This is a genomic window from Dechloromonas sp. ZS-1 (genome assembly GCF_039649255.1).
Taxonomy (GTDB): Bacteria; Pseudomonadota; Gammaproteobacteria; order Burkholderiales; family Rhodocyclaceae; genus Azonexus.
On the sequence record NZ_JBDIYD010000014.1, the window covers coordinates 41304 to 64667 of the forward strand.

Here is a 23364-nt window from a genome sequence, read left to right on the forward strand (position 1 = left end):
GTGGGGACCGTCCTGGCCTTCGACTTCGGCGAGAAGCGCATTGGCGTGGCGACCGGCGAAACCCTGCTCGGCAGCGCCCATCCGTTGGCCGTGATCCGTGCCGAATCGAATGCCGACCGGCTGGCTGAAATCGCGCGTCTGGTTGCCGAGTGGCAGCCGGAGCGGCTGGTCGTCGGCCTGCCCACGCACATGGACGGCACGCCGCACGAGATGACCCGACTGGCGCAGAAGTTCGGTGAGCGCCTGGAAAAACATTTCAAGCTCCCTGTTTCCTATGCCGACGAGCGCCTGAGCTCGATGGATGCCGAGGCCCGCCTGCGCGAAACGGGGCGCAACAGCAAATCCGCCAAGCCGCTGCTGGACGCCGTCGCGGCCCAACTCATTCTCCAAACCTGGTTCGAAAGTTCGCATGTCTGATTTCACCTCCTTGCCTGACGCCGAGGCGCAGTGCCGCCAGCTCGCCGAGCTGATCCGCCCGCACCTCCACCAGCGTCCCGCCCTCGTCGGCATTTACAGCGGTGGCGCCTGGGTCGCCGCCCGCCTGAAGGAACTGCTCGGTCTGGACGAGGACATCGGCCTGATCGATGTGTCCTTCTACCGCGATGATTTCTCCGAAAAAGGCCTGCACCCGCAGTGCCGTCCGACGACGATTCCTTTCGATGTCGAAGGGCGTCACATCCTGCTCGTGGATGACGTGCTCTACACCGGACGGACCACGCGTGCCGCGATCAATGAGCTGTTCGACTATGGTCGCCCGGCCTCCGTCGGCCTGGCCGTGCTGGCCGACCGCGGCGAGCGCGAACTGCCGATCGGCCCGACCCACATGGTCTGGCCGCTGACGCTGGCGGCCGGAGAAAGCCTGACCCTGACCCGCCGCGACGACGGTCAACTGGCCTGGAGACTCGACCATGCATAACCCGCAATTGAACCGCGATGGACAGCTCACCCACCTGCTCTCCATCGAAACCCTGCCCAAGGCCATCCTGACGCAGATTCTCGACACCGCCGAGTCCTTCATGGAAGTCTCCGCGCGCGAGGTCAAGAAGGTGCCGCTGCTGCGTGGCAAGAGCGTCTTCAACCTCTTTTTCGAGAACTCGACGCGCACGCGCACGACTTTCGAGATTGCGGCCAAGCGTCTGTCCGCCGACGTCATCAATCTGGACATCAACAAGTCGTCGACCGCCAAGGGCGAGACCCTGCTCGATACCATCGACAATCTGTGTGCGATGCACGCCAACCTCTTTGTCGTGCGCCATGCCTCGTCCGGCGCGCCTTACCTGATCGCCGATCACCTGCGCCGCATCGGCCGTGACGACATCCACGTCGTCAATGCCGGCGACGGTCGACATGCCCACCCGACGCAGGGCCTGCTCGACATGTTCACGATCCGTCACTACAAGAAGGATTTTTCCAACCTGCGCGTGGCCATCGTCGGTGACATCCTGCACTCCCGTGTCGCCCGCTCGGACATCCATGCCCTGACCACCCTGGGTGTGCCCGAGGTGCGCGCCATCGGCCCGGAAACCCTGCTGCCCAAGCACCTCGACAAGCTCGGCGTGCATGTCTTCCACGACATGGAAGCCGGCCTCAAGGATTGCGATGTGGTCATCATGCTGCGCTTGCAGAATGAGCGCATGAACGGCGCCCTGCTGCCTTCGGCCGGCGAATACTTCCGCCACTACGGCCTGACGCCGCAAAAGCTGGCGCTGGCCAAGCCGGACGCCATCGTGATGCACCCGGGGCCGATGAACCGCGGCGTCGAAATCCACTCGGCGGTGGCCGATGGCGAGCAGGCCGTGATCCTGCCCCAGGTCACCTTCGGCATTGCCGTGCGCATGGCCGTCATGAGCATCGTTGCGGGGAACTAACGCTATGAATATCGAAATCCAGAATGGCCGTGTGATTTGCCCGAAAAGCGGCGTTGACCGTCGGGAAACCAGCCTCTTCGTCGCCGAGGGCACGATTGTCGGCATCGGCCAGGCACCCGCCGGCTTCGTGGCCGATACCGTGCTCGATGCCAGCGGCTGTGTCGTCGCTCCGGGCCTGATCGACCTCGCTGCGCGTCTGAACTCCATTGAGGCCGAACTGGCTGCCGCCGTCGCCGGTGGCGTGACCAGCGTGGTGGTTCCGCCGGATGCCGATCCGCCGCTCGACGAGCCGGAACTCGCCGATCGCCTGGTGCATCGCGGCGAAGAAATCGGCAAGGCCCGCGTCCTGCCGCTCGGCGCCCTGACTTTAGGCCTCAAGGGCGAGCGTCTGGCCGAACTGGCCGGGCTCAAGAAGGCCGGCTGCGTGGCGTTTTCGCAAGCAAGCAAGCCGGTGGTCGACACCGAAGCCCTGCTGCGTGCGATGGAATACGCCGCCACCTTCGGTTTCGCCGTCTGGCTGCAGCCGCAGGATTACTGGCTGTCGCGCAACGGCTTTGCCCATGACGGCGAGGTCGGCAGCCGCCTGGGCCTGGCGGGCATTCCGATTGCGGCCGAAACCATCGCCATTGCCACCATCGTTCAGCTGGTGCGCGATACCGGCTGCCGCGTCCACCTGACCCGCCTCTCCTCGGCGGCGGGTGTGGCGCTGGCCAGCCAGGCGCAGGCCGAAGGGCTGCCGGTCAGCTTCGATGTCGGCGTGCACCATCTGCTGCTCACCGAAAACGACATCGGTTACTTTAACCCGCATGCCCGTTTTGCTCCGCCGCTGCGCGCCGAAAAGGACCGTCAGGCCCTGTCGACCGCCGCCGCCCGTGGTGTGGCCGCCATCTGCTCCGACCACACGCCGGTCGGTGCGGACGACAAGCTGCTGCCGTTTGGCGAGGCAAAGCCGGGCGCAACCGGGCTGGAAGTGCTGCTGCCGCTGACCCTCAAGTGGGCGGAGCAGGCCGGCGTCAGCCTGCCGGATGCGCTGGCACGCATCACCTGCGACCCGGCCGCCGTGCTCGGGCTGGCCGGCGGGACGCTGGCCGAAGGCGCACAGGCGGACATCTGTGTCTTCGACCCCGCCGCCGAATGGCAGCTGACCCCGGCGGCCTTGAAGAGCCGCGGCAAGAATTCGCCGTGGCTGGGTTATGTCCTGACCGGCCAGGTCAAGGCCACGCTGGTCGGGGGTGAGCTGGTTTATCAGCGCTAAGACGCGCCACCCGGAAAGAGCGGCTGAGGCCGCTCTTTTTTTGCCTGTTTATTTAATTGTCATATGACAATAGAATTGATGGGCCGCATGTGCGGTTTTTGAGGAGTGGTCACATGAAACGCATTGTCTCGTTCTGCCTGTGCTACCTCGCCGGGCTGGGTTTTGCCCTGGCTGCCGTCAACATCAACACGGCCAGCGTGGCCGAGCTGGATGCCGTGAAGGGGATCGGTGAAACCAAGGCCAAGGCGATTGTCGATTACCGGACCAAGCATGGCCCCTATCAATCGGTCGATGACCTGCGCGCAGTCAAAGGCTTTGGCGAGAAGACCCTGGCCAAGCTGAAGCCAGAGCTGACGGTCGACGGCGCCGGCATGGCAAAAACGCCGGCGGGCAAGCCTGCCCCCGCGAGGCCGGCTGGCAAGTAAGTCAGCCCGTGCCGGGGTGGTGCCGACGGTGCCGCCCCGTGCCATATATTGGCAGCAACTTGGGGATGATAGATGCCGCTTGGGCGGTGACAGGCTAAAATAGACCTTTGCGGTGTTTTGCCGTATTGCGCCTGTGTGTGAGTGCCTGATGAAAAAACGTTTCCTGCTTGCGGCTGCCTGTCTGATGACCAGCCTTCCCGTCTTGGCTGCCAAGCCGGTCCGCGTCGATGTCTATCTGGGCGGGCAGCTCGAATTCGAGGTGGAACTGGCGGGCCTGCAGTCCGGCACCACCCTGTCGCCGACCGGCAAGCCGGAAACCACCCTGGAAATGCGCCTGGTTGCGCCTGAACCCATCATCCTCGATATCAAGGAAGTGGTCCGTGGCGCGGCGTCTACCCATGAAGCCACCGCCCGCGTCAAACTGGTCGGCCAAGGGGAGTCGATCCAGATCACCGACCTCAAGGGCAGCACCTTCCAGCACCCCTTCGTACTGAAGCGCCCGGAGTAAGCGTGCCGCGTTTCCGCGCGCTATTTGGCGTCGCGGGAGGCGCTGCTCAGTTGCCGGCAGGCTGAGCGAATGAAACGGAGCTGTTTGCTGTAATTGCGGCAGCCCCGGCAACTCAGCAGGTGGAGTTTCAGTTTCAGGCGCTCGCCGGCCTCAAGGGGGCGATCCTCGCCTTCGGAGAGCAATTGCGTGCTTTCCTTGCAGTTCATCAGCATGGGCGTTCTCCCGGGGCAAACCAGCCGTTCTCCAGACAGCGCCGCAGCCCGTTGCGGGCGCGGTGCAGGATGACGTGACAGTTGCTGGTGGTCAGACTCAATTCCTGGCAAACCTCGCTGGTCTCGAATTCAAGAAATTCCCGCATCATGAAGACGCGGGCCGTGTTTTCCGGCAGGTGATTCAGGCAGACCTCGAAGACGGTCCAGAATTGCTGGTCCTGCAGGCTGTCCTCCGGGTCGCGCCAGACACTGGGCCGGGTGGCCGGATGCCAATGTGCATTGGCCTTGAAGAGGGCGTCGTAGGCCTCATCCAGCGCCTCACCCTCGGCATCGATCAGGGCGGACAGATTGGTGCTCCGGCTGTCCTGCCGAATCAGATCGACAATTTTGTTGCGCAAGATGCCGAAAACCCAGGTTTTCACGGCAGAACGGCCGGCAAACTGATGGTCGCTGGTGATGGCTGCCGTCAGGGCGTCTTGAACGGCATCCTCGGCCAGGGCGGCATCCCGCAACTGCAGTTGGGCAAAGCGCAGCAGATCAGGGCGCAGGCTGGCGATCAGGGCGTGGTCGAGCAAACTCGGTCTCCGTTCAAGAACAGTCGCGCCGGCGCAACCAGGCATCGACGGAGAGTTTGCCCGGTCCCATCCAGAACAGTGGCAGCAGCATGCCGATGAAAATGACCGGTAGCTTGTAATTGCCGAAGCCATTGTCGGTCAGGACGTAGCCTTGCAGCAACTGCCCCAGGGTCTGCCATTCGGCGGGCCAGTGCACACTGGCGATGGCCACGACGGTCAACACGATCAGCGAGAGCGAAAAGAAACGCGTACCCAGGCCGATCAGCAAGGCGATGGCGCCGATCAGTTCGAACCAGGTCGCCATCTGCCAGCTGACCTCCGGGGGCACGAGATTGAACGGGAAGGGAAAGCGATCCTGGATATCGGCAAACCAGTTTTCACCGTGCAGTTTTTCCAGGCCGGATTCATAAAAATCCCAAGCCAGCAGAATGCGCAGGCTGAGCAGACCCAGCCAAAGGCCGATGGCATCCAGGGTTGAGAAGAGCGGGCGTAAGAAATGGATCATGGCTGGATTCCTAGCAGGATTTCCTGATCGCGTAGCGCGTCAAGGAGCGGGGGCGCGTGGGCAAGCAGTTGGGCGGCGGGATAATCTGATTCAGCGGCCAATTGCTCAACCGCGCGCTGGCCGGTCATGCCGGGTTGGCGCAGGCACGTGAGCAGGCGCAGGGTCAGCGGATTCAGTTCGGTAAATCGGATGGTGAGATCGCGCCCGCGATACACGGCGAGCGTGGTGGGCTGCGGGCGGCGCGGGCGGTAATCTTCCCCGATCAGGTGCACCGGCCAGTCATAGCGGACCAGGCGCATGGCCGGATTGACCCGCACTGGACGCTGCATGAGGTCGCCCTCGGAGGCGGCCGGCGGGGCGGTGCAGTCGAGGGTGTCGACGACCAGTTCCGTCCATTCGTAATGCGCCAGGTCTGCGAGCCAGCGCGGCAGCGGCTGTGCAATGGTGCCTTCGGCCAGATAGCGGGTGAAGGCCTGGGGAATGTCCCGGAACCAGGGCGAATGCTGCGGCCAGTCGCGCAGGAAGGTCCGGTTCAGCCGCCGCCAGCGCACCTCGCCCAGAAGCTGGCGGGAGACGGGAAAGCAGGCGTCGAGGAAACCGCACAGGTTGTTGAAGACCAGTTCCTGATACACCGCGCAGCCGCGTGACGAGACCCCGGCAGGCCGGGGGGCATGGTGGGGGTCGCGCAGATGGTGGCCAAAGCTGCGCTGGAAGTGCTGGAAATCGGCGTGCATCATGCGACCTCCCGACGCGCGCTCAGCGCCTTGGCTTGCAGGGTGGCAATGTGCTGCACTTCGTCGGCCAGCACCGGTAGCGGCGGCAGGTTGAAATCGCGCTCCAGGCAGGTCGGCACCGGCTTGCCGATGTGGGCGTAGGCGGTTTCGAGCAGCGTCCAGACAGGGTCGTTGACCGTGTTGCCGTGGGTATCGATGAGAAAGCCGTCCGGCTCGGTGTAATGCCCGGCCACGTGGATGTAGCAGGTGCGTTCCAGTGGCAGGGCGGTCAGGAAATCATGCGCGTCGAAGCCGAAGTTCCGGCTATTGACGTAGATGTTGTTGACGTCGAGGTGCAGACCGCAATCGGCGCGCGTCAGGACTTCGCGGATGAAGTCGGTCTCGCTCATTTCGGCGCCGGGCGGGGCAATGTAGTAGGCGGCGTTTTCGATGCCGATCCGGCAGCCGAGGAGGTCCTGGGCCTGGCGGATACGGTCGACCGTCCAGCGGATGGCTTTTTCGCTGAAGGGGATGGGCAGCAGTTCGTACAGATGGTGATCGTCGGCGCACCACGATAAATGCTCGGTGAAGAGCGTGATCTGATGCATGTCCATGAAGGCGCGGATGCGTCGGAGCAGATGCGTATCCAGCGGTGCCGGCCCGCCCAGCGACAAGGAGAGGCCGTGACAGACAAAAGGATGGCGCTCGGTGAAGTAGCGCAGATCCTGCGCTGAGCGGCCGCCCATGTCGGCCCAGTTTTCCGGGGCGACTTCGAAAAAATCGATGTGCTCGGGTACGCCTGCTTTCAGTGCCTCGATCAGCTCGCGCCGGAAGCCGAGCCCGGCGCCGTGAATCGGTCTGTTTTTCATGATTGCTCCCTGAAGCGATGGGGGCGCACCCCCATCGCAGTCGTCAAAAAATCACTTCTTGGCGCCACACTTGGCTTCACCGCACTTGCCATCCTTCTTCTTGTCACCGGCTTTCTTGTCGGCGCCGCATTTGGCCTCACCGCACTTGCCGTCCGCCTTCTTGTCTGCGCCCGCTTTCTGGGCACCGCACTTCGCTTCGCCGCATTTGCCGTCGGCCTTTTTGTCGGCCTGGGCGAGCTGGTAGCCGGCGCTCAACTGCTTGGCGGCAAAGGGGCTGTCGCTGGCAGCGTGGGCGGCCGGGGCGAGCAGGGTGGCAGCCAGGACGGAACCGGAAGCGAGGGCGACGAGGGTTTGCTTTTTCATGATCTATCTCCTTGGGATCGGGTTTGTCGGACACGCGAAATTGCGTTCCTGTGCCTTGGTCGCACGGGGGCGCTGATTTCTTACAGGGGGGGGCAAAATTTTTTTGTCACGGGCCGGTAATCTCGGGTCACTAGGCTGGCGGGATGTCTACTGCCCTGCCCACCCCCGCTTTCATGCGTGCCGACGCCTGGCGCGCTTTTGTCCTGGCCTCCTGCCTGTGTCTGGGGCTGAGCGCCTGTTCGCCCCGTCAGATGGTGATCGGTGGCGTGGCCGACGAACTGGCCCATGCCGGCCTCGCTGCCGAGCCCGACCTCGCGCTCGCACGGGATGCGGCGCCCTTCTATCTGAAGCTGTCTGAATCGATGCTGCTGCGTCAGCCCGGCCATGTCGGTCTGGCCACGAGTGTGAGTGCCGGCTTCACCCAATACGCCTACGCCTTCGTCGCCTTCGAGGCCGATCGCGTGGAGGCGCAGGATGCCCAGGCCGCGAGCCGGCTGCGCCAGCGCGCCGCGGCGCTCTATGCGCGCGCGACCCGCCATGCGCTGGCCGCACTGGAAAGCCGCCATCCGGCTTTCCGGACCCGCTTGCAGGATGCCGATCCTGAGCGCTGGCCGACGCTGCGTGCCGACGAGATCGGGCTTGCCTATTGGGCTTCTGCCGCCTGGGGCAGCTGGATTGCCTTGGCCAAGGATGCGCCGGAGGTGGTGGCGGATCTGCCGCTGGCCGTCCGCCTCGCCGAGTGGGCGGCGCGCCGGGATGCGAACTGGGGCAAGGGCGCCTTGGCCAGCTTGCGGGGCACTTTCGAAGCCAGCCGGCCGGGCGGTGATCGGCGCCAAGCCGTGCAGCACTTCGCCCAGGCCATTGCCTTGGCGGATGGCTGCTGCGCGGGGCCCTTCGTCAGTCGGGCCGAAGCCCTGGCTTTGCCGGCCGGCGATCGGGCCGCCTTTGAAGCCGATCTGCGCCAGGCCCTGGCCGTGACTGTCGACCCGGATAGCCCCGATGCCCTTCAGAACGAAGTCATGCGGCGGCGTGCCGCCTGGCTGCTCGAACAGGCCCCCGACCTGTTCTGAACCGATCCTCTAGGAGTTCTTCATGATCCGACGTCTGTTCGCACTCGTGCTGGGCGCTTGTCTGGCCTGTCACGCGCTGGCTGCCGAGAAGCAATTGCGCATCGGCACACTTGCACCCAAGAATTCGCTCTATCACCGCCAGTTGATGGTGCTCGGCGAAGCCTGGCGCACGGCGCAGGGCGGCGGGAAATACCTGGTCTATCCGGATGGCAGCCAGGGGGGCGAGACCGACATGGTGCGCCGCATGCGCATCGGCCAGTTGCAGGGCGGGCTGATGTCGGTGGTCGGGCTGCGCGAGATCGAGCCGTCGATTGCCGCCTTGCAGAACATGCCGCTGATGTTCCGCAATTGGGAAGAAGTGGATTACGTGCGCGAAAAAATGCGCCCGGCCATGGAGAAGAAATTCCTCGATAAAGGCTTTGTCGTGCTCGCCTGGGGTGATGCCGGCTGGGTGCGCTTTTTCTCGAAGAAGGGTGCCCTGCGGCCGGAGGATTACAAAACGGCCCGCTTTTTTGCCTGGGGCGGTGAATCCGAGCAGCAGGAAATCATGAAGCGCCTGGGCTATACCCCGGTGCCGCTCGAAACCAGCGACATCCTGCCGTCGATCCAGACCGGCATGATCGATGCCGTGCCCTGCACGCCGTATTTCGCGCTGGCCACGCAGATCTATACCAGTGCCCCGAACATGCTGGATCTCAACTGGGCGCCCATCGTCGGCGCGCTGGTCATCACCCGGAAGGCGTGGGACGAGATGACGCCGGAGGGACAGCAGCGCCTGCGCGAAGCGGGGGCGACGGTCGGTGCGCAGATTCGCGCCCAGGCGCGCAAGGAAGTGGATGAGGCAGTCGACGCGATGAAAAAACGCGGTCTGACGGTCAACACCCCGAACGCGGCCCAAATCAAGGAGTGGCAGGCGTTGGCCGAGGCGCTCTATCCGCAGATCCGCGGCAAGCTGGTACCGGCCGAGACCTTTGACGAGGTGCTGGCCCACCTGAAGGCCTATCGCGCCGGAAAGCCCTGAGCGATGCGGGTGCGAAGCGGTTTTTCCGGCCTTGAGCGCCTGCTGGCGGGCGGCGCGCTCGTCCTGATGTTGCTGGTGCCCTTGGCCGAAATGCTGCTGCGCCCGCTGCTCGGCAAAGGCATCGCCAATGCACCGTTGTTCGTGCAGCATTTTGGCCTCTGGCTTGCCATGTTCGGGGCCTTGGTGGCCGAGCGTGGCGGGCATCTGACCTCGCTGGGGCCGGGCTTCTCGGGCAGCGCGAATCCGCGCCTGCGGGGGCTCGCCCGCGCCTTCGCGCAAGGCAGCTCGGCGCTGATCGCCGGCATGCTGGCCCAGGCCAGCGCCCGTTTTGTCGAGAGCGAATGGGGGGCGGCCCACGATATCGCCTATGGCATTCCGGCCAGTCTGTTTCAACTGGCCATGCCGCTCGGTTTCCTCTGGCTCGCGGTGCGCCTGGGCAGCCAGGTCGGCATGCCGGGGCCGGTGGGGCGCACGGACGCGGGGGCCGGATGGCTGCGCTGGCGGTGTGTGCCGGCCTTGCTCCTGCCGCTGCTGGGCTGGCTGACGGTCGACCGGCTGGACGGGGCCATTTTGCCGCTCTGGCCGTTTGCGCTCTGGCTGGGCCTGATCCTGCTCTGCGGTGCACCGGTCTTTGCCGTGCTCGGCGGGCTGGCGCTCGCCCTGTTTTGGTCGGAAGGGCAGCCGCTCGCTGCGGTGCCGCTCAGTCACTACCAGATCACGGTCAATCCTTCCTTGCCTGCCTTGCCGCTGTTTACGCTGGCTGGCCTGGTGCTTGCCCGATCCGGGGCGGCGGCCCGTCTGAGTACCTTGTTCACGGCGCTCTTTGGCGGCGGTGCGCGCGGTACGGCCGTGGCCGGTGCCGTGCTGTGTTCCGGCTTTACCGCCCTGACCGGCGGCAGCGGCGTGACCATCCTCGCGCTCGGCGGCCTCTTGCTCCCCTTGCTGACGCGGGCCGGTTTTCCCGAGTCGCGCGGCATCGGCCTGGTGACCAGCGCCAGCGCGCTGGGCGTGCTGCTGGCGCCGGCGGTGCCCCTGATCATGTTTGCCATCATCGCGCGCGTGCCGATCAATGCAATGTTCCTGGCCGGTGTCTTGCCGGCGCTGGTGATGATTGCCTGCCTGCTGCTCATCGGCGGCTTTTTGCGGCGCACGGGGCTGACGGTCGACCGCGCGATCCGGCCCGATTTCGCCCTGGCCCGTACGGCTGCCTGGGCCGCGCGCTGGGAACTGCTGGCCCCGGTGGTGGCCATCGGTTCGCTGGTCAGCGGCCTGGCCACGCCGACCGAGAGTGCGGCGCTGACCGCGGCCTATGCCATCCTGACCCAGGCCTGGGCACACCGCGAGCTGGATGGCGCTGCGCTGGGCCGGGTGGTGGTCAATTGCGTCGAGGTGATCGGCGGCATCATGCTCATCCTCGGCATGGCCCTGGGCCTGACCAATTACCTGATCGACGCGGGTATTCCGGACGCCGCCGTCGAGTGGGTGCAGGGCGTGCTGCCCAACCGCTGGGCCTTCCTGATCGCGCTCAACGTTTTCCTGCTGATTGCCGGTGCGCTGATGGAAATTTACGCCGCCATCATCGTACTCGTGCCGCTCCTGCTGCCGGTGGCCCTGGCTTACGGCATCGATCCGCTGCATTTCGGGGTGATTTTCCTGGCCAATCTGGAAATGGGCTTTCTCTGTCCGCCCGCCGGCATGAACCTCTATTTCGCCTCGGCCATGTTCGACAAACCGATCCGCCAGGTGGCCGTGGCTATCCTGCCGGCGCTGCTTGCGATGTTCTGCGGCGCCTTGATCATCTCCGCCTTGCCCTTCCTGGCGACGGCGTTGCCGGGGTGGTGGTTGCAGTGATTTATTCGGTTATTTTTCGATTTTCAGAGATAAATTCTGCATTGGGATCGAACGCCAAAATTCGTGCCTGAATATTGATTTATTTGCAGAAAAATATGCTTGAGTAAACGAATTTGCTCGAATAGACTCCGCCGTGTCATCGCTTTGGTAGCGAAATTCACTGGAGTTACGTGTTATGGCAGCAGATTTGGTTGGCGAGGGCGCCGTTGGCCCGTGTGTGCTGGTGGTCGGGTGCGGCAACATGGGCGCCGCGCTGGCCGCCGGTTATGTCCGGGCGCATCCTGCGGCCCGGGTCATCGCCATCGACCCGGACCCCGCCCGGGCGCGCAGCCTGTTGCCGCCGGTTTCGCCGGTGACGGTGTATGCCGACCTGGCGGCGGCCGGCGCTTTTGTTCCCGATATCGTCATTCTGGCCGTCAAGCCCCAATTGCTCGGCCAGGCCTTGCCGGCGCTGATCGAATGCGTGGCCCCGGCCTTGGTCATCTCGATTGCGGCCGGTACGCCGCTGGCCCGGCTGCAGGCCGGCTTGAACGGCCATCAGCGGCTCGTGCGCGCCATGCCCAACCTGCCGGTGGTCGTCGGGGCGGGGGCCAGCACCTTGTTTGCCTGCGCGCTGTCAGTGGCGGATCTGGTTTTGGCGGAAGGGGTGTTTGCCGCGGTGGGCTCGGTCGATTGGTTGCCGGATGAAGCGCAGATCGATGCGGCCACGGCGCTGGCGGGCAGCGGTCCGGGCTATGTCTTCGCCTTTGTCGAGCATCTGGCTGCCGCCGGGGTGGCGCAGGGGCTGACGCCCGCTCTGGCGGCCCGTCTGGCGCGTCAGACCGTGATCGGTGCGGCGGCCCAGTTGGCGGCCGATCCGCGTCCTGCCACCGTGCTCAAGGCGGCGGTCTGCAGCCCGAAGGGCACGACCGAAGCCGGCCTGCGCGTCATGGAGCAGCCCGACGCCTTGCCGCGCATCCTGGCCGATGGGGTGGCCGCCGCGCATCAGCGGGCTGGCGAACTGGCCCGTGCCGAATAAATTGGAGTTCTCCCATGCATAAACTCGATCAGATCGATCTCGATATCCTGGCCGCCCTGCAAGCCGACGGCCGCATGACCAACGTGGCCCTGGCGCGCCAGGTCGGCCTCTCGCCCACGCCTTGTCTGGAGCGCGTGAAGTCGCTCGAAGCGGCGGGCTATATCAGCGGTTACATGGCCTGCCTGGCGCCCGCCAGCCTGGGCCTGGGCCTGACCGTCTTTGTCCAGATCAGCCTGGCGCAGACCTCGCAAACGGCTTTTGACGATTTCCGCGCGGCCGTGCGCGCCATCCCGGAAATACAGGAATGCCACATGGTGGCCGGCGGTTACGACTACCTGCTCAAGGTGCGCGTGCCCGACATGGCGGCCTATCGCAACTTCCTCGGCGCCGTGTTGTCCGGTATTCCGGGCATCCGGGAAACGCACAGCTACCCGGTCATGGAGGCGGTCAAGGAATCGTCTGCGATCGGCCTCGCTCACTTGCAGGAAAGGGGCTGAGCATGGACGTCTTGAGAAGCCGGATTCGTGCGCATTACCGGGCTGACGAAGCGGCCTGTCTGCAGACGCTGGCCGAAGCCTGGCGACGTGTGGCGCCGAATCGTCGCGGGGTGCGCGAGCAGGCCTATGGCCTGGTCGAAGCGGTGCGCCGCCAACGCAGCGCAGCGAGCGGCGTCGATCACCTGATGCACGAGTTCTCCCTGTCCAGCCAGGAAGGCATCGCCTTGATGTGTCTCGCCGAAGCCCTGCTGCGGATTCCGGACAGCGCGACGGTCGACCGTCTGATTCGCGACAAAATCAGCCATGGCGACTGGAAATCGCACCTGGGCGGCAGTCCCTCGCTGTTCGTGAATGCCGCGACCTGGGGGCTGATGCTGACCGGCAAGCTGGTGGCCACGCATCCGCACGGTGCGCTCGGCACGGCCTTGAGCAAGGTGCTGGCGCGGGGCGGTGAGCCGCTGATCCGCAAAGGCGTCGATTTCGCCATGCGCCTCCTCGGCCAGCAGTTCGTCATGGGCGAGGATATCGACGCGGCGCTGGCGCGCAGCCTGCACAACGAGGCGCGCGGTTATCGCCACTCCTTCGACATGCTGGGCGAGGCCGCGCTCACCGCTGCCGATGCCGAGCGCTACTCTGCAGCCTACCGCGCGGCCATTCACGCCATCGGCCAGGCGGCGGACGGCCGTGGCGTGCAGGCCGGGCCGGGCATCTCGATCAAGCTCTCGGCGCTGCATCCGCGCTATGTCCGGGCGCAGCGCGAACGCGTCATGGCGGAGCTGTTGCCGCGCCTGAAAGACTTGATGCAGCTGGCCCGCGGCTACGACATCGGGGTCAATATCGACGCCGAGGAGGCGGATCGGCTGGAACTGTCGCTCGACCTTTTTGCCGCCCTGGCAGCGGATCCCGAGCTGGCCGGCTGGGACGGCATGGGCTTTGTCGTGCAGGCCTACCAGAAGCGCTGTCCGGCCGTGATCGACTGGCTGGTCGCCCTGGCCCGCCAGCATGGCCGGCGCTTCATGATCCGTCTGGTCAAGGGCGCCTACTGGGACAGCGAAATCAAGCGCGCCCAGGTGGATGGGCTGGCTGACTACCCGGTCTACACCCGCAAGGCACATTCCGATCTGGCCTATCTGGTCTGCGCCGAGCGCCTGCTGGCGGCGCCCGATGCGGTGTATCCGCAGTTCGCCACGCACAATGCCCATACCCTGGCCAGCGTGCATGCGCTGGCCCAGGCGCGCGGGGTTGAGGACTACGAGTTCCAGTGCCTGCACGGCATGGGCGAGCCGCTCTACGACAACGTGGTCGGCCCGCTGGCGGCGGGCGGCCTGGGCAAACCCTGCCGCATTTATGCGCCGGTCGGGACGCATGAAACCCTGCTGCCCTATCTGGTACGCCGCCTGCTGGAAAATGGCGCCAATTCCTCCTTCGTCAATCGCATCGTCGATGAGGCGGTCTCCATCGAACAACTGATCGAAGATCTGCTTGATCAAGTGGTGCGCAGCGGTGGTCTGCCGCATCAGGCGATTCCCTTGCCGCCCGCCTTGTACGGGCCGGCCCGGCGCAATTCGGCGGGCCTGGATCTGAGTGACGAAACCGTCCTGGCCGAGGTCGCACCGGCGCTGGCAGCCCTGGCCGGGCGGCGCTGGCAGGCGGCGCCGCTGGTCAGTGGTGCCGAAGCGGCTGGCTCAACACGCCTGACCGTACGCAATCCGGCGCAAAGGGACGATATCGTCGGTGAGGTGATCATGGCCGACACGGCGACGGTCGACCTTGCACTGAGTGCCGCTTTTGCGGCCGTCGACAGTTGGTATGCCACCCCGCCGGGCGAGCGCGCCGCCTGCCTGTTGCGCGTGGCCGATGCCTTCGAGGCGGAGCGTCTGGCCCTGATCAGCCTGTGCGTCCGTGAAGCCGGCAAGACCTGGACCAATGCCGTGGCGGAAATCCGCGAAGCGGTCGATTTCTGCCGCTATTACGCCGCCCAGTTGTTGAGCGGCGAACTGCCGGCGACCGGCTCGCCGCCGGGGGTCGCGGTGTGCATCAGTCCCTGGAATTTCCCGCTGGCCATTTTTGTCGGCGAAGTGAGCGCTGCTCTGGCCGCGGGGTGTCCCGTTGTTGCCAAGCCGGCCGAGCAGACGCCGCTGATTGCTCACCGTGCCGTCGAATTGATGCGGGCCGCGGGGATTCCGCCGGTCGCGCTGCAGTGCCTGCCGGGGGCGGGTGAAACGGTGGGCGCCGCCCTGACGGCCGATCCCCGGGTGCGCCGGATCGTGTTTACCGGTTCGACCGAGGTGGCTCGCCTGATCAACCAGGCCATCGCACCGCGTCCCGAGGTCTGCCTGATCGCCGAAACCGGCGGCCAGAATGCGATGATCGTGGACTCCTCGGCCCTGCCCGAGCAGGTCGTGCAGGATGTGCTGAGCTCCGGCTTCGATAGCGCCGGCCAGCGTTGCTCGGCCTTGCGCGTACTCTGCCTGCAAACCGACATTGCCGAGCGGACGCTGGCGCTTCTGAAAGCCGCCCTGCAAGAGCAGGTGATCGGCAATCCGGGCAGTCTGCAGACTGATATCGGGCCGGTCATCGATGCGCCGGCACAGGCGGCGCTGCTGGCGCATATCGAGCGCATGCGGGCGCGGGGGCGGGCTGTTTTTCAGCTGCCGCTTCCTGCCGCGTGCGAAGCCGGTACCTTCGTGCCGCCCACCCTGATCGAGATCGATTCGCTGGCTGATCTGACGGCGGAAGTATTCGGGCCGGTGGTACATGTTCTGCGCTTCGGCGGCGACAAGCTGCCCCGTCTGGTCGACGGGATCAATCAGCTGGGCTATGGCCTGACGCTGGGCGTGCATAGCCGGATCGACGAGACCATCGATTTCATCACGGCGCAGGCGCATGTCGGCAATATCTACGTCAATCGCAACATGGTCGGTGCCGTGGTCGGTGTCCAGCCATTTGGCGGCGAAGGCTTGTCCGGCACGGGGCCGAAGGCAGGGGGGCCGCTCTATCTGCATCGTCTGGCGGGGAGTCCGCAGGCCCTGCCCGGTGGCGAGCCGGTGGCCGAACCGCTCGATCCCGCCTCACCGTTCCGGCAATTGGCCGAATGGGCCTTTGCCAGCGGTCGTCGTACCTTGGCCCGCCAATGCACCGAGTATGCCGAGCTCAGCCTGCTGCAACGCGAGTTCCGACTGCCCGGCCCGACCGGGGAGCGCAATGTACTGCGCTTTGCGCCGCGCGGTCGGCTGCTGTGTACGGCGGGAACGGAAGCCGAGTGGCTGCATCAGCTGGCGGCGGCCTTTGCCGCCGGCAACACGGTGGCGACGGTCGACGATGATTTTGGCCGGAAAATGCGCGCCGCGCTGCCCGGCAGCCTGGCTGAGGTAATTGCCTTACGCTCGGCGGCCAGTTATACCGGCTTGGCCGGCGTCCTGCAGGTGGGGGCGGATGCCGGTCGCCAGCAGGCGCTGGCGGCTGAACCCGGCGCCCTGATTCCGGTCTACACTGCCGACAGCAGTGGACGTTATCCCTTGTACCGGATGCTCGCCGAGCGGGTGGTCAGCGTGAATACCACCGCGGCCGGCGGCAACACCAGCCTGATGACCCTTGGGGCATGAAAGGAGTTGCAATGAGTCTGCCGTCCTACATCTCGTCCGAAAACGTCGGCCCGTGGCACATCTTCCTGCATCAGGTGGACCAGGTGGCGCCCCTGCTCGAGAAGAGCCTGTGGCCCTGGGTGGAAACCCTGCGCCGCCCCAAGCGCTCCCTGATCGTCGATGTGCCGATTCGCCTTGAGAATGGCGAAGTGGCCCATTTCGAAGGCTATCGGGTGCATCACAATACCTCGCGAGGTCCCGGCAAGGGCGGCATCCGCTATCACCAGGATGTGACGCTCTCCGAAGTCATGGCCCTGGCCGGCTGGATGACCATCAAGAACGCCGTCGTGAATGTGCCGTATGGGGGCGCCAAGGGGGGCATCCGTGTCGATCCGCGCACCCTCTCATTGTCCGAACTGGAGCGCCTGACCCGTCGCTTTACCAGCGAGATCGGGTCCATGATCGGGCCGGACAAGGACATTCCGGCGCCGGACATGAATACCAACGCTCAGGTCATGGCCTGGATGATGGACACCTATTCGATGGGCGAAGGGCGCACCGTGACCGGGGTGGTGACCGGCAAACCCTTGTCGCTGGGCGGCTCGCTCGGGCGCCCGGACGCTACCGGGCGCGGCGTCTTCGTGACGGCGCGCGAGGCGGCCAAGCGCCTCGCCATCCCCATCGCAGGGGCCCGCGTCGTGGTGCAGGGCTTTGGCAATGTCGGCGAAGCGAGCGCGCGCATTTTTGCCGAGGCCGGGGCCAAGGTGGTGGCGGTGCAGGATGTGAGCGCCACGGTGTACAACCCGGCTGGGCTGGATGTGGCGGCGCTGCGGCGCTTCCTGCAGGAAAACAAGACCCTGAAAGGGGCGCCGGGCTGCAGCGAGATCAGCCGCGAGGAATTCTGGTCGGTTCCCTGCGAGTTCCTGGTGCCGGCGGCGCTGGAGTCGCAGATCAACCGTCACAACGCCGGACAGGTACAGGCCCGCATCGTGGTGGAAGGCGCCAATGGGCCGACCACGCCCGAAGCTGAGGCCATCCTCGCCGAGCGGGGTGTGGTGGTCGTGCCCGATGTGCTGGCCAATGCGGGGGGCGTGACTGTCAGCTACTTCGAGTGGGTACAGGATTTCTCCAGCTTCTTCTGGAGCGAGGATGAAATCAATCAGCGATTGGAGCGCATCATGGCCGAAGCATTTGCGGCGATCTGGCAGTTGGCGGAGGACCGAAAACTCTCGCTGCGCACGGCGGCGTTCGTCATTGCGTGCAGTCGGGTGCTGGAAGCACGGGCGATTCGCGGCCTGTACCCGTAGCACGCCCCTCTTGCCAAGCGGCGAGAATCGCCGAATACTGACATCAAGGCCGCCTCCCCGCAGGGATGCGCCCGGTGTGCAGCCCGGCGGGTTGCGCGACAGACAAGAACAGAAGGAGGCAAAAAAATGACCCTGGCAGCAAAAGTGCGGACGCACAAGCTTTCCCAGAATGCGACGCTGTGTGCGTCCGGTTTCAACCACGTCAGCGCGGATTCGCCCGCCGTGGAAGCGATGACCGATTTTTCCCGTGTTCAGGCCGTGACGGTCGGTGCCGATGTCGGGATTGATGAGGCCAACACGCGCATGATTTCGCGCCGTGTGCGTCTGCTCATGGTCGTCGGTGCGGATGAGCAGGTGCTGGGGTTGATCACGGCACGTGACATTCTGGGCGAAAAGCCGATGCAGATCGCCCTGGCCCGTGGCGGCAAGCGCGAGGAGCTGACGGTGAAAGACCTGATGACGCCGGTCGCTCAGGTCGAGACCCTGTACCTGAACGAAGTCATGCATGCCCGTGTGGCCGATATTCTCGATGCCCTGAAGAGCAAGGGGCGTCAGCACATTCTGGTTGAGGATGTCGATCCGCTGACCGGTCTGCCGCGCGTGCGCGGGATCTTCTCGGCCACGCACATTGGTCGCCTGCTCGGGGTGCCGGTGCTGGGCTTCGATCTGCCACAGACCTTTGCCGAAATCGAAGCCGCGCTCGCCAACTGAGCGTCGCCGCTGACAGCGTGAAGCCTGTCGTCTCCGGACGGCAGGCTTTTTTTGTGCTCATGTTTCACTACTGTGTAATTCGTTACGTAACTGTAAGTTAACTGTAAGACGCCCCTCGTACATTAGATTCCGCAGCAATGCCTCTATAACCAAAAGTCTGAGGAGCAAATCAATGCAGAACGACATTTACGAGCGGATTCGGGCCAACCCGAAATACCAGCAGCTGAAAAGCACTCGTAACACGTACGGCTGGATCATGACGGTCCTGATGCTGGTCGTGTACTACGGCTTTATCTCGCTGATCGCCTTCAACAAGGCCTTCCTTGCCCAGCCCCTGGGTGCCACTGGCGTCACCACGGTGGGGATTCCCATCGGTGTGGGCGTGATCCTGTTCACGATCATCATCACCGGCATCTACGTCCGTCGCGCCAACACCGAGTTTGACGCGCTCAAGGAAGAGATCATCAAGGAGGCCAAGTAATGGCGAACTACATCAAGCAACTGGCTGCATTGCTGGCCATGTTGGGCGCTGCCGGTGCCGCACTGGCAGCCGGTGCCGATCTCGGTCAGGCCGAGAAGCAGGCGACCAACTGGACCGCCATCATCATGTTCGGCCTGTTCGTGGCCGGTACCCTGTACATCACCAAGTGGGCCGCTGCCAAGACCAAGTCGGCTGCTGACTTCTATACCGGTGGTGGTGGTATCACCGGCTTCCAGAACGGTCTGGCAATCGCCGGCGACTACATGTCCGCCGCGTCCTTCCTCGGTATTTCCGCCGCGGTGATGGCCAACGGCTACGACGGTCTGATCTTCTCGATCGGCTTCCTCGTCGGCTGGCCGATCATCACCTTCCTGATGGCAGAGCGTCTGCGTAACCTCGGCAAATTCACCTTTGCTGACGTCGCGGCCTACCGCTTCAAGCAGACCCCGATCCGCGCCTTTGCCGCGACCGGCACGCTGGTGGTGGTTGCCTTCTACCTGATCGCCCAGATGGTCGGTGCCGGCCAGCTGATCAAGCTGCTCTTCGGTCTGGAATACTGGATGGCCGTGATCATCGTCGGCGTGCTGATGATGGTGTACGTGCTCTTCGGCGGCATGACCGCAACGACCTGGGTGCAGATCATCAAGGCCATCCTGCTGCTGGCCGGTGCTTCCTTCATGGCCTTCATGGTGCTGGTCAAGTTCGGTTTCAGCCCGGAAGCCATGTTTGCCAAGGCTGTTGAAATCAAGGCCGCACTGGCTGCCAAGGATGCCAAGCTGATCGAAGAAGCCGCTGCCAAGGGTGTTGAAGTCAGCACGCTGGCTGCCACCAAGGGTCTGTCCATCATGGGCCCGGGCTCCTTCGTGAAGGATCCGATCTCCGCCATCTCCTTCGGTATGGCCCTGATGTTCGGTACCGCTGGTCTGCCGCACATCCTGATGCGCTTCTTCACCGTGCCGGATGCCAAGGAAGCCCGCAAGTCCGTGTTCTGGGCAACCACCTGGATCGGCTACTTCTACATCCTGACCTTCATCATCGGCTTCGGTGCCATCTGCTTCGTGCTGACCGACCCGACCTTCCTGGATGCCAAGGGCGCCCTGAAGGGTGGCGGTAACATGGCGGCTATCCACCTGGCCTCCGCTGTTGGCGGCAACGTCTTCCTCGGCTTCATCTCCGCGGTTGCTTTCGCCACCATCCTGGCTGTGGTTGCCGGTCTGACCCTGTCCGGTGCTTCCGCTGTGTCGCACGACTTGTACGCCACCGTGTTCAAGAACGGCAATGCAGACTCCGCTTCCGAACTGCGTGTTTCCCGTATCACCACCATGGTGCTGGGTGTGGTTGCTGTGGTCCTGGGTATCGCCTTCGAAAAGCAGAACATCGCCTTCATGGTCTCCCTGGCCTTCGCCATCGCCGCTTCTGCCAACTTCCCGGTCCTCTTCATGTCCGTGCTGTGGAAGAACTGCACGACCAAGGGTGCCGTGATCGGTGGTTTCCTCGGTCTGATCTCCTCGGTTGGCCTGACCGTGGTTTCCCCGTCCATCTGGGAAGCCGTCATGGGCAATCCGAAGGGTTCCGCCTGGTTCCCCTACACCTCCCCGGCCCTGTTCTCCATGACCATCGGTTTCGTGGGCATTTGGCTGTTCTCGATCCTCGACAACAGCGAGCAGGCCAAGAAGGAGCGTGCTGCCTTCGCCGATCAGGAAACCCGTTCGGAAACCGGTGTGGGTGCTTCCGCTGCAAGCGGTCACTAATCCCGGCTCCGGCTGAAAATCAAAACCCAGGCGCAAGCCTGGGTTTTTTGCTTTTTGGGTGACGATTTAATTGCGTTTGGGTGCGAACGCCGTGCCTGACGGTCGACCGTTGTCCGTGGCTCAAAATGAGCAAAAGCGCCCCGTTCAGCAAGTCATCGCTGAAAGGCGGTGTTTTGTGTATTTTTCAGGGGGAGAAAAAAACGGTAGGGGGCCGCCCAGTGCAGGATCGGGCCACCCCCTGAGTCGCAGTGAATCACTGCGAACTCCTAAGACCATAAAAGGAGAACAGCGCTGCCAGTATAATACAATTTGCTTACAAATGACTTACGCCATGGCGTTGGAGCACGATGCGAATTCTGATCGCGGAAGATGATGTCATTATTGCGGACGGCTTGACCCGTTCTCTCCGTCAGGCCGGTTATGCCGTCGATTGGGCACCCAATGGCGTCGAGGCGGACACGGCCTTGGTGACCAGTACCTATGACCTGCTCATCCTGGATCTCGGTTTGCCCAAGATGCCGGGCCTGGAGGTGCTGAAACGGCTGCGGGCGCGCAATTCCCAGTTGCCGGTGCTCATCTTGACGGCACTGGACGGCACCAACGATCGGGTCAAAGGGCTGGATCTGGGGGCGGATGATTACATGGCCAAGCCCTTTGAGCTGGCCGAGCTGGAGGCGCGCGTCAGGGCTTTGACACGTCGTTCTGCGGGGACAACGCCGACCATTCAGTGTGGCCCGCTGAGCTACGATCAGGTTGGTCGTGTTGCCCACATCAACGGACTGCCGCTGGAACTGTCGGCTCGGGAGGTCGGGTTGCTGGAGGTCCTCCTCACCCGCATGGGGCGCCTCGTCAGCAAGGATCAGCTGGTGGAACATCTGTGTGGCTGGGGTGAGGAAGTCAGCCACAATGCCATCGAGGTCTATGTGCATCGCTTGCGCAAGAAACTGGAACAGGGTGGCGTCAAAATCGCCACGGTGCGCGGGCTGGGCTACTGCCTTGAGCGTCCGCAAGGCGAATAATTGAGCCTCTCCAACGTTAACGAAACCGAACGGTCGCTCTTCGGCGAGATCCTGGACTGGATGCTCGCTCCGCTGCTGTTTGTCTGGCCGCTCTCGATCGCCTTCACGCATTACTTCGCCAATAACGTGGCGAATTTTCCCTACGATCAGGCCCTGCGTGAGCATGTGGCCGCCATTGCCCGGCAGGTCAAACTGGTGGGCGGGAAGCCGGTGCTCTCCTTGCCGCCCTCGGCACGGGCCCTCCTGCGGGCGGACGAAACCGATAACGTGTATTTCCACGTGATGAACCAGGGCGGGCGCTTGCTGGCCGGCGACAAGGATTTGCCAAGGCCGCCGGTCCCTCAGGAGGACGAGGCGCTGTCCGGGGAAATCTACATGCGCGACGCCGAATTCAACGGCCAGGATTTGCGTGTGGCCTATACCTGGCTGGCGGAAAGCACCATGCCGCGCGATCAATGGATCGTCGTCGAGGTGGCCGAAACCACGGAAAAGCGTTCCCAGTTGGCCAACAAGATTGTGGCCAGCGTGATCCTGCCGCAATTCATCATTATTCCTTTGGCTGTCATGCTGGTCTGGTTCGGGCTCTCGCGCGGCTTGCGCCCCCTCACGCGTCTGCGCCAGACCATCGAAGCCCGCGATCCCGCTGACCTCTCCCCGATTGCCACCCGCCGCGTTCCGGAGGAACTGGAGCCGTTGGTGGAGGCCTTTAACGACATGCTCGAGCGCATGAAGAAAAACGTCGGCGTCCAACAGCGTTTTGTGGCGGATGCGGCCCATCAGCTTCGGACGCCGCTGACCGGCCTGAAAACCCAGGCCCAGTTCGCCATGCGTGAAAGCGATCCGGAGGCATTGCACCATGCGCTTCGCCAGATCGCGATGGGCGTCGATCGTGCGGGGCGCCTGGTCAATCAATTGCTGACCCTGGCGCGGACGGAAGGGGGCGAGGCAACGTTGACCCAGCACCCCCTCGATCTGGTCGTCCTGGCGCGTGAAATGGTTGAGGATTGGGTGATGGTGGCGCTATCACGCAATATCGACCTGGGTTTTGAGGCGCCCAGGAACGCGATGATTCAAGGCAACGCCTTTCTGCTGAGAGAACTGATCAAGAACCTGCTCGACAACGCGCTGCGCTATACCCCCTCGGGCGGTCATGTGACCTGCCGTATCGTGCCCGGGGTCGACCAGGTACTCCTGGAGGTGGAAGATGACGGGATCGGCATCAGCGAGGAGCAGGCGGAACTGGTTTTTGAGCGCTTCTACCGCGTCGATGATGCCGCGACGGAAGGGAGCGGTCTGGGCTTGGCCATCGTGCAGGAAATCGCTCAGCAGCATGGTGCCATCGCGGCGCTGCGTCCGAACCCGAAGGGCAAAGGCGCCGTGGCGCGCGTGCCTTTCCTGGCCTGGTATCCGCCCCTGCCGCCGCAAGGGCCGCCGGATGATTTTTCAGAGTTGTATCGCCAGTCGCCACCGATCGGAACCTGAGCCGTTTTTCAGGACGAGAAATAAATTCCGAAAACCCTTGCCAATTCTGAGAATCGTGCCTATAATGCGCTCCTCGTTGGCCAAGTAGCTCAGTTGGTAGAGCAGCGGATTGAAAATCCGCGTGTCGGTGGTTCGATTCCGCCCTTGGCCACCAAGATTCAAACAAAAAGCCCAGCCTTCGCGCTGGGCTTTTTGCATTGGTTCTGGGGTTTTTACGTCCCGACAATGCGCAGGCGTGTCCCGGCGTGCGCGCTTCAGGGGTGGTACGCGGGTGTGCCC

General features: G+C 64.1%; 24 protein-coding genes and 1 tRNA gene. 19 read left to right on the top strand and 6 right to left on the bottom strand.

Annotated elements, in window-relative coordinates; translation table 11 throughout:
- The 6 genes from ruvX (at position 1) to AACO21_RS14195 (ending at position 4056) form a co-directional block, all read left to right on the top strand.
- A complete protein-coding gene (gene ruvX / locus AACO21_RS14170) occupies positions 1-417 on the top strand; it encodes a Holliday junction resolvase RuvX (protein ID WP_346193176.1) in 417 nt (138 codons plus the stop codon).
- Positions 410-916 (top strand): bifunctional pyr operon transcriptional regulator/uracil phosphoribosyltransferase PyrR, encoded by a 507-nt coding sequence (gene pyrR, locus AACO21_RS14175; protein ID WP_346193177.1) that lies wholly within the window; start codon positions 410-412, stop codon positions 914-916. Before ruvX ends, pyrR begins: the two co-directional genes overlap by 8 nt.
- Entirely contained in the window at positions 909-1868 is a 960-nt protein-coding gene (locus AACO21_RS14180) for an aspartate carbamoyltransferase catalytic subunit (RefSeq protein ID WP_346193178.1), read from the top strand. Before pyrR ends, AACO21_RS14180 begins: the two co-directional genes overlap by 8 nt.
- Positions 1869-1872: 4 nt before the next feature.
- The gene (locus tag AACO21_RS14185) at positions 1873-3123 is read left to right on the top strand and encodes a dihydroorotase (RefSeq protein ID WP_346193179.1); all 1251 of its coding nucleotides are present in this window, start codon (positions 1873-1875) and stop codon (positions 3121-3123) included.
- Between the two features lie 113 nt (positions 3124-3236).
- The gene (locus AACO21_RS14190; RefSeq protein WP_346193180.1) at positions 3237-3548 is read left to right on the top strand and encodes a ComEA family DNA-binding protein; all 312 of its coding nucleotides are present in this window, start codon (positions 3237-3239) and stop codon (positions 3546-3548) included.
- A 148-nt stretch (positions 3549-3696) separates the two neighbouring features.
- Positions 3697-4056 (top strand): hypothetical protein, encoded by a 360-nt coding sequence (locus AACO21_RS14195; protein ID WP_346193181.1) that lies wholly within the window; start codon positions 3697-3699, stop codon positions 4054-4056.
- Positions 4057-4076: 20 nt separating this feature from the next.
- Here the strand turns inward: AACO21_RS14195 and AACO21_RS14200 are convergent, their stop codons facing one another.
- From AACO21_RS14200 to AACO21_RS14225, 6 genes are read right to left on the bottom strand one after another with little or no spacing between them, the layout of a single operon-like run.
- Positions 4077-4268, bottom strand: a complete 192-nt coding sequence (locus AACO21_RS14200) for a zf-HC2 domain-containing protein (protein ID WP_346193182.1) — start codon at positions 4266-4268, stop codon at positions 4077-4079.
- Positions 4262-4843: a sigma-70 family RNA polymerase sigma factor gene (locus tag AACO21_RS14205; RefSeq protein WP_346193183.1), complete on the bottom strand. Its 582-nt coding sequence runs from the start codon at positions 4841-4843 to the stop codon at positions 4262-4264. Before AACO21_RS14205 ends, AACO21_RS14200 begins: the two co-directional genes overlap by 7 nt.
- Positions 4844-4856: 13 nt before the next feature.
- Entirely contained in the window at positions 4857-5348 is a 492-nt protein-coding gene (locus AACO21_RS14210; RefSeq protein ID WP_346193184.1) for a DoxX family protein, read from the bottom strand.
- Positions 5345-6085: a putative DNA-binding domain-containing protein gene (locus AACO21_RS14215; RefSeq protein WP_346193185.1), complete on the bottom strand. Its 741-nt coding sequence runs from the start codon at positions 6083-6085 to the stop codon at positions 5345-5347. Before AACO21_RS14215 ends, AACO21_RS14210 begins: the two co-directional genes overlap by 4 nt.
- Positions 6082-6930, bottom strand: coding sequence for a DUF692 domain-containing protein (locus tag AACO21_RS14220; protein WP_346193186.1), 849 nt, complete (start codon positions 6928-6930; stop codon positions 6082-6084). The genes AACO21_RS14215 and AACO21_RS14220 overlap by 4 nt, the downstream gene beginning before the upstream one ends.
- Before the next feature lie 51 nt (positions 6931-6981).
- Positions 6982-7293, bottom strand: coding sequence for a hypothetical protein (locus AACO21_RS14225; protein ID WP_346193187.1), 312 nt, complete (start codon positions 7291-7293; stop codon positions 6982-6984).
- Positions 7294-7436: 143 nt separating this feature from the next.
- On the opposite strand from AACO21_RS14225, the gene AACO21_RS14230 reads away from it, so the two are divergent.
- The 13 genes from AACO21_RS14230 to AACO21_RS14290 all read left to right on the top strand — a co-directional run bounded on the left by AACO21_RS14230 (position 7437) and on the right by AACO21_RS14290 (position 23239).
- Entirely contained in the window at positions 7437-8363 is a 927-nt protein-coding gene (locus AACO21_RS14230; protein WP_346193188.1) for a TRAP transporter TatT component family protein, read from the top strand.
- A gap of 22 nt (positions 8364-8385) precedes the next feature.
- Positions 8386-9384: a TRAP transporter substrate-binding protein DctP gene (gene dctP, locus AACO21_RS14235; protein WP_346193189.1), complete on the top strand. Its 999-nt coding sequence runs from the start codon at positions 8386-8388 to the stop codon at positions 9382-9384.
- Positions 9385-9387: 3 nt separating this feature from the next.
- Entirely contained in the window at positions 9388-11235 is a 1848-nt protein-coding gene (locus AACO21_RS14240; protein WP_346193190.1) for a TRAP transporter large permease subunit, read from the top strand.
- 175 nt (positions 11236-11410) lie between these two features.
- Positions 11411-12253 carry a pyrroline-5-carboxylate reductase gene (gene proC / locus AACO21_RS14245; RefSeq protein WP_346193191.1) on the top strand — a complete coding sequence of 281 codons (843 nt, stop codon included), beginning with the start codon at positions 11411-11413 and terminating at the stop codon, positions 12251-12253.
- A gap of 14 nt (positions 12254-12267) precedes the next feature.
- Complete coding sequence (locus AACO21_RS14250; RefSeq protein ID WP_346193192.1) at positions 12268-12750, top strand: Lrp/AsnC ligand binding domain-containing protein; 483 nt, start codon at positions 12268-12270, stop codon at positions 12748-12750.
- A 2-nt stretch (positions 12751-12752) separates the two neighbouring features.
- Complete coding sequence (putA, locus tag AACO21_RS14255; RefSeq protein ID WP_346193193.1) at positions 12753-16355, top strand: bifunctional proline dehydrogenase/L-glutamate gamma-semialdehyde dehydrogenase PutA; 3603 nt, start codon at positions 12753-12755, stop codon at positions 16353-16355.
- A gap of 11 nt (positions 16356-16366) precedes the next feature.
- On the top strand, positions 16367-17641 hold the full coding sequence (locus tag AACO21_RS14260; protein ID WP_346193194.1) for a Glu/Leu/Phe/Val dehydrogenase: 1275 nt from the start codon (positions 16367-16369) through the stop codon (positions 17639-17641).
- A 126-nt stretch (positions 17642-17767) separates the two neighbouring features.
- Positions 17768-18352, top strand: coding sequence for a CBS domain-containing protein (locus AACO21_RS14265; protein WP_346193195.1), 585 nt, complete (start codon positions 17768-17770; stop codon positions 18350-18352).
- Positions 18353-18524: 172 nt separating this feature from the next.
- Positions 18525-18833, top strand: coding sequence for a DUF485 domain-containing protein (locus AACO21_RS14270; protein WP_346193196.1), 309 nt, complete (start codon positions 18525-18527; stop codon positions 18831-18833).
- The gene (locus tag AACO21_RS14275) at positions 18833-20584 is read left to right on the top strand and encodes a cation acetate symporter (RefSeq protein WP_346193197.1); all 1752 of its coding nucleotides are present in this window, start codon (positions 18833-18835) and stop codon (positions 20582-20584) included. The genes AACO21_RS14270 and AACO21_RS14275 overlap by 1 nt, the downstream gene beginning before the upstream one ends.
- 347 nt (positions 20585-20931) lie before the next feature.
- A complete protein-coding gene (locus tag AACO21_RS14280; protein ID WP_346193198.1) occupies positions 20932-21603 on the top strand; it encodes a response regulator transcription factor in 672 nt (223 codons plus the stop codon).
- Positions 21604-23085: a sensor histidine kinase N-terminal domain-containing protein gene (locus AACO21_RS14285; RefSeq protein ID WP_346193199.1), complete on the top strand. Its 1482-nt coding sequence runs from the start codon at positions 21604-21606 to the stop codon at positions 23083-23085. It begins immediately after the preceding gene.
- Between the two features lie 78 nt (positions 23086-23163).
- Positions 23164-23239 (top strand) — tRNA-Phe (locus AACO21_RS14290).
- Positions 23240-23364: the final 125 nt, after the last annotated feature.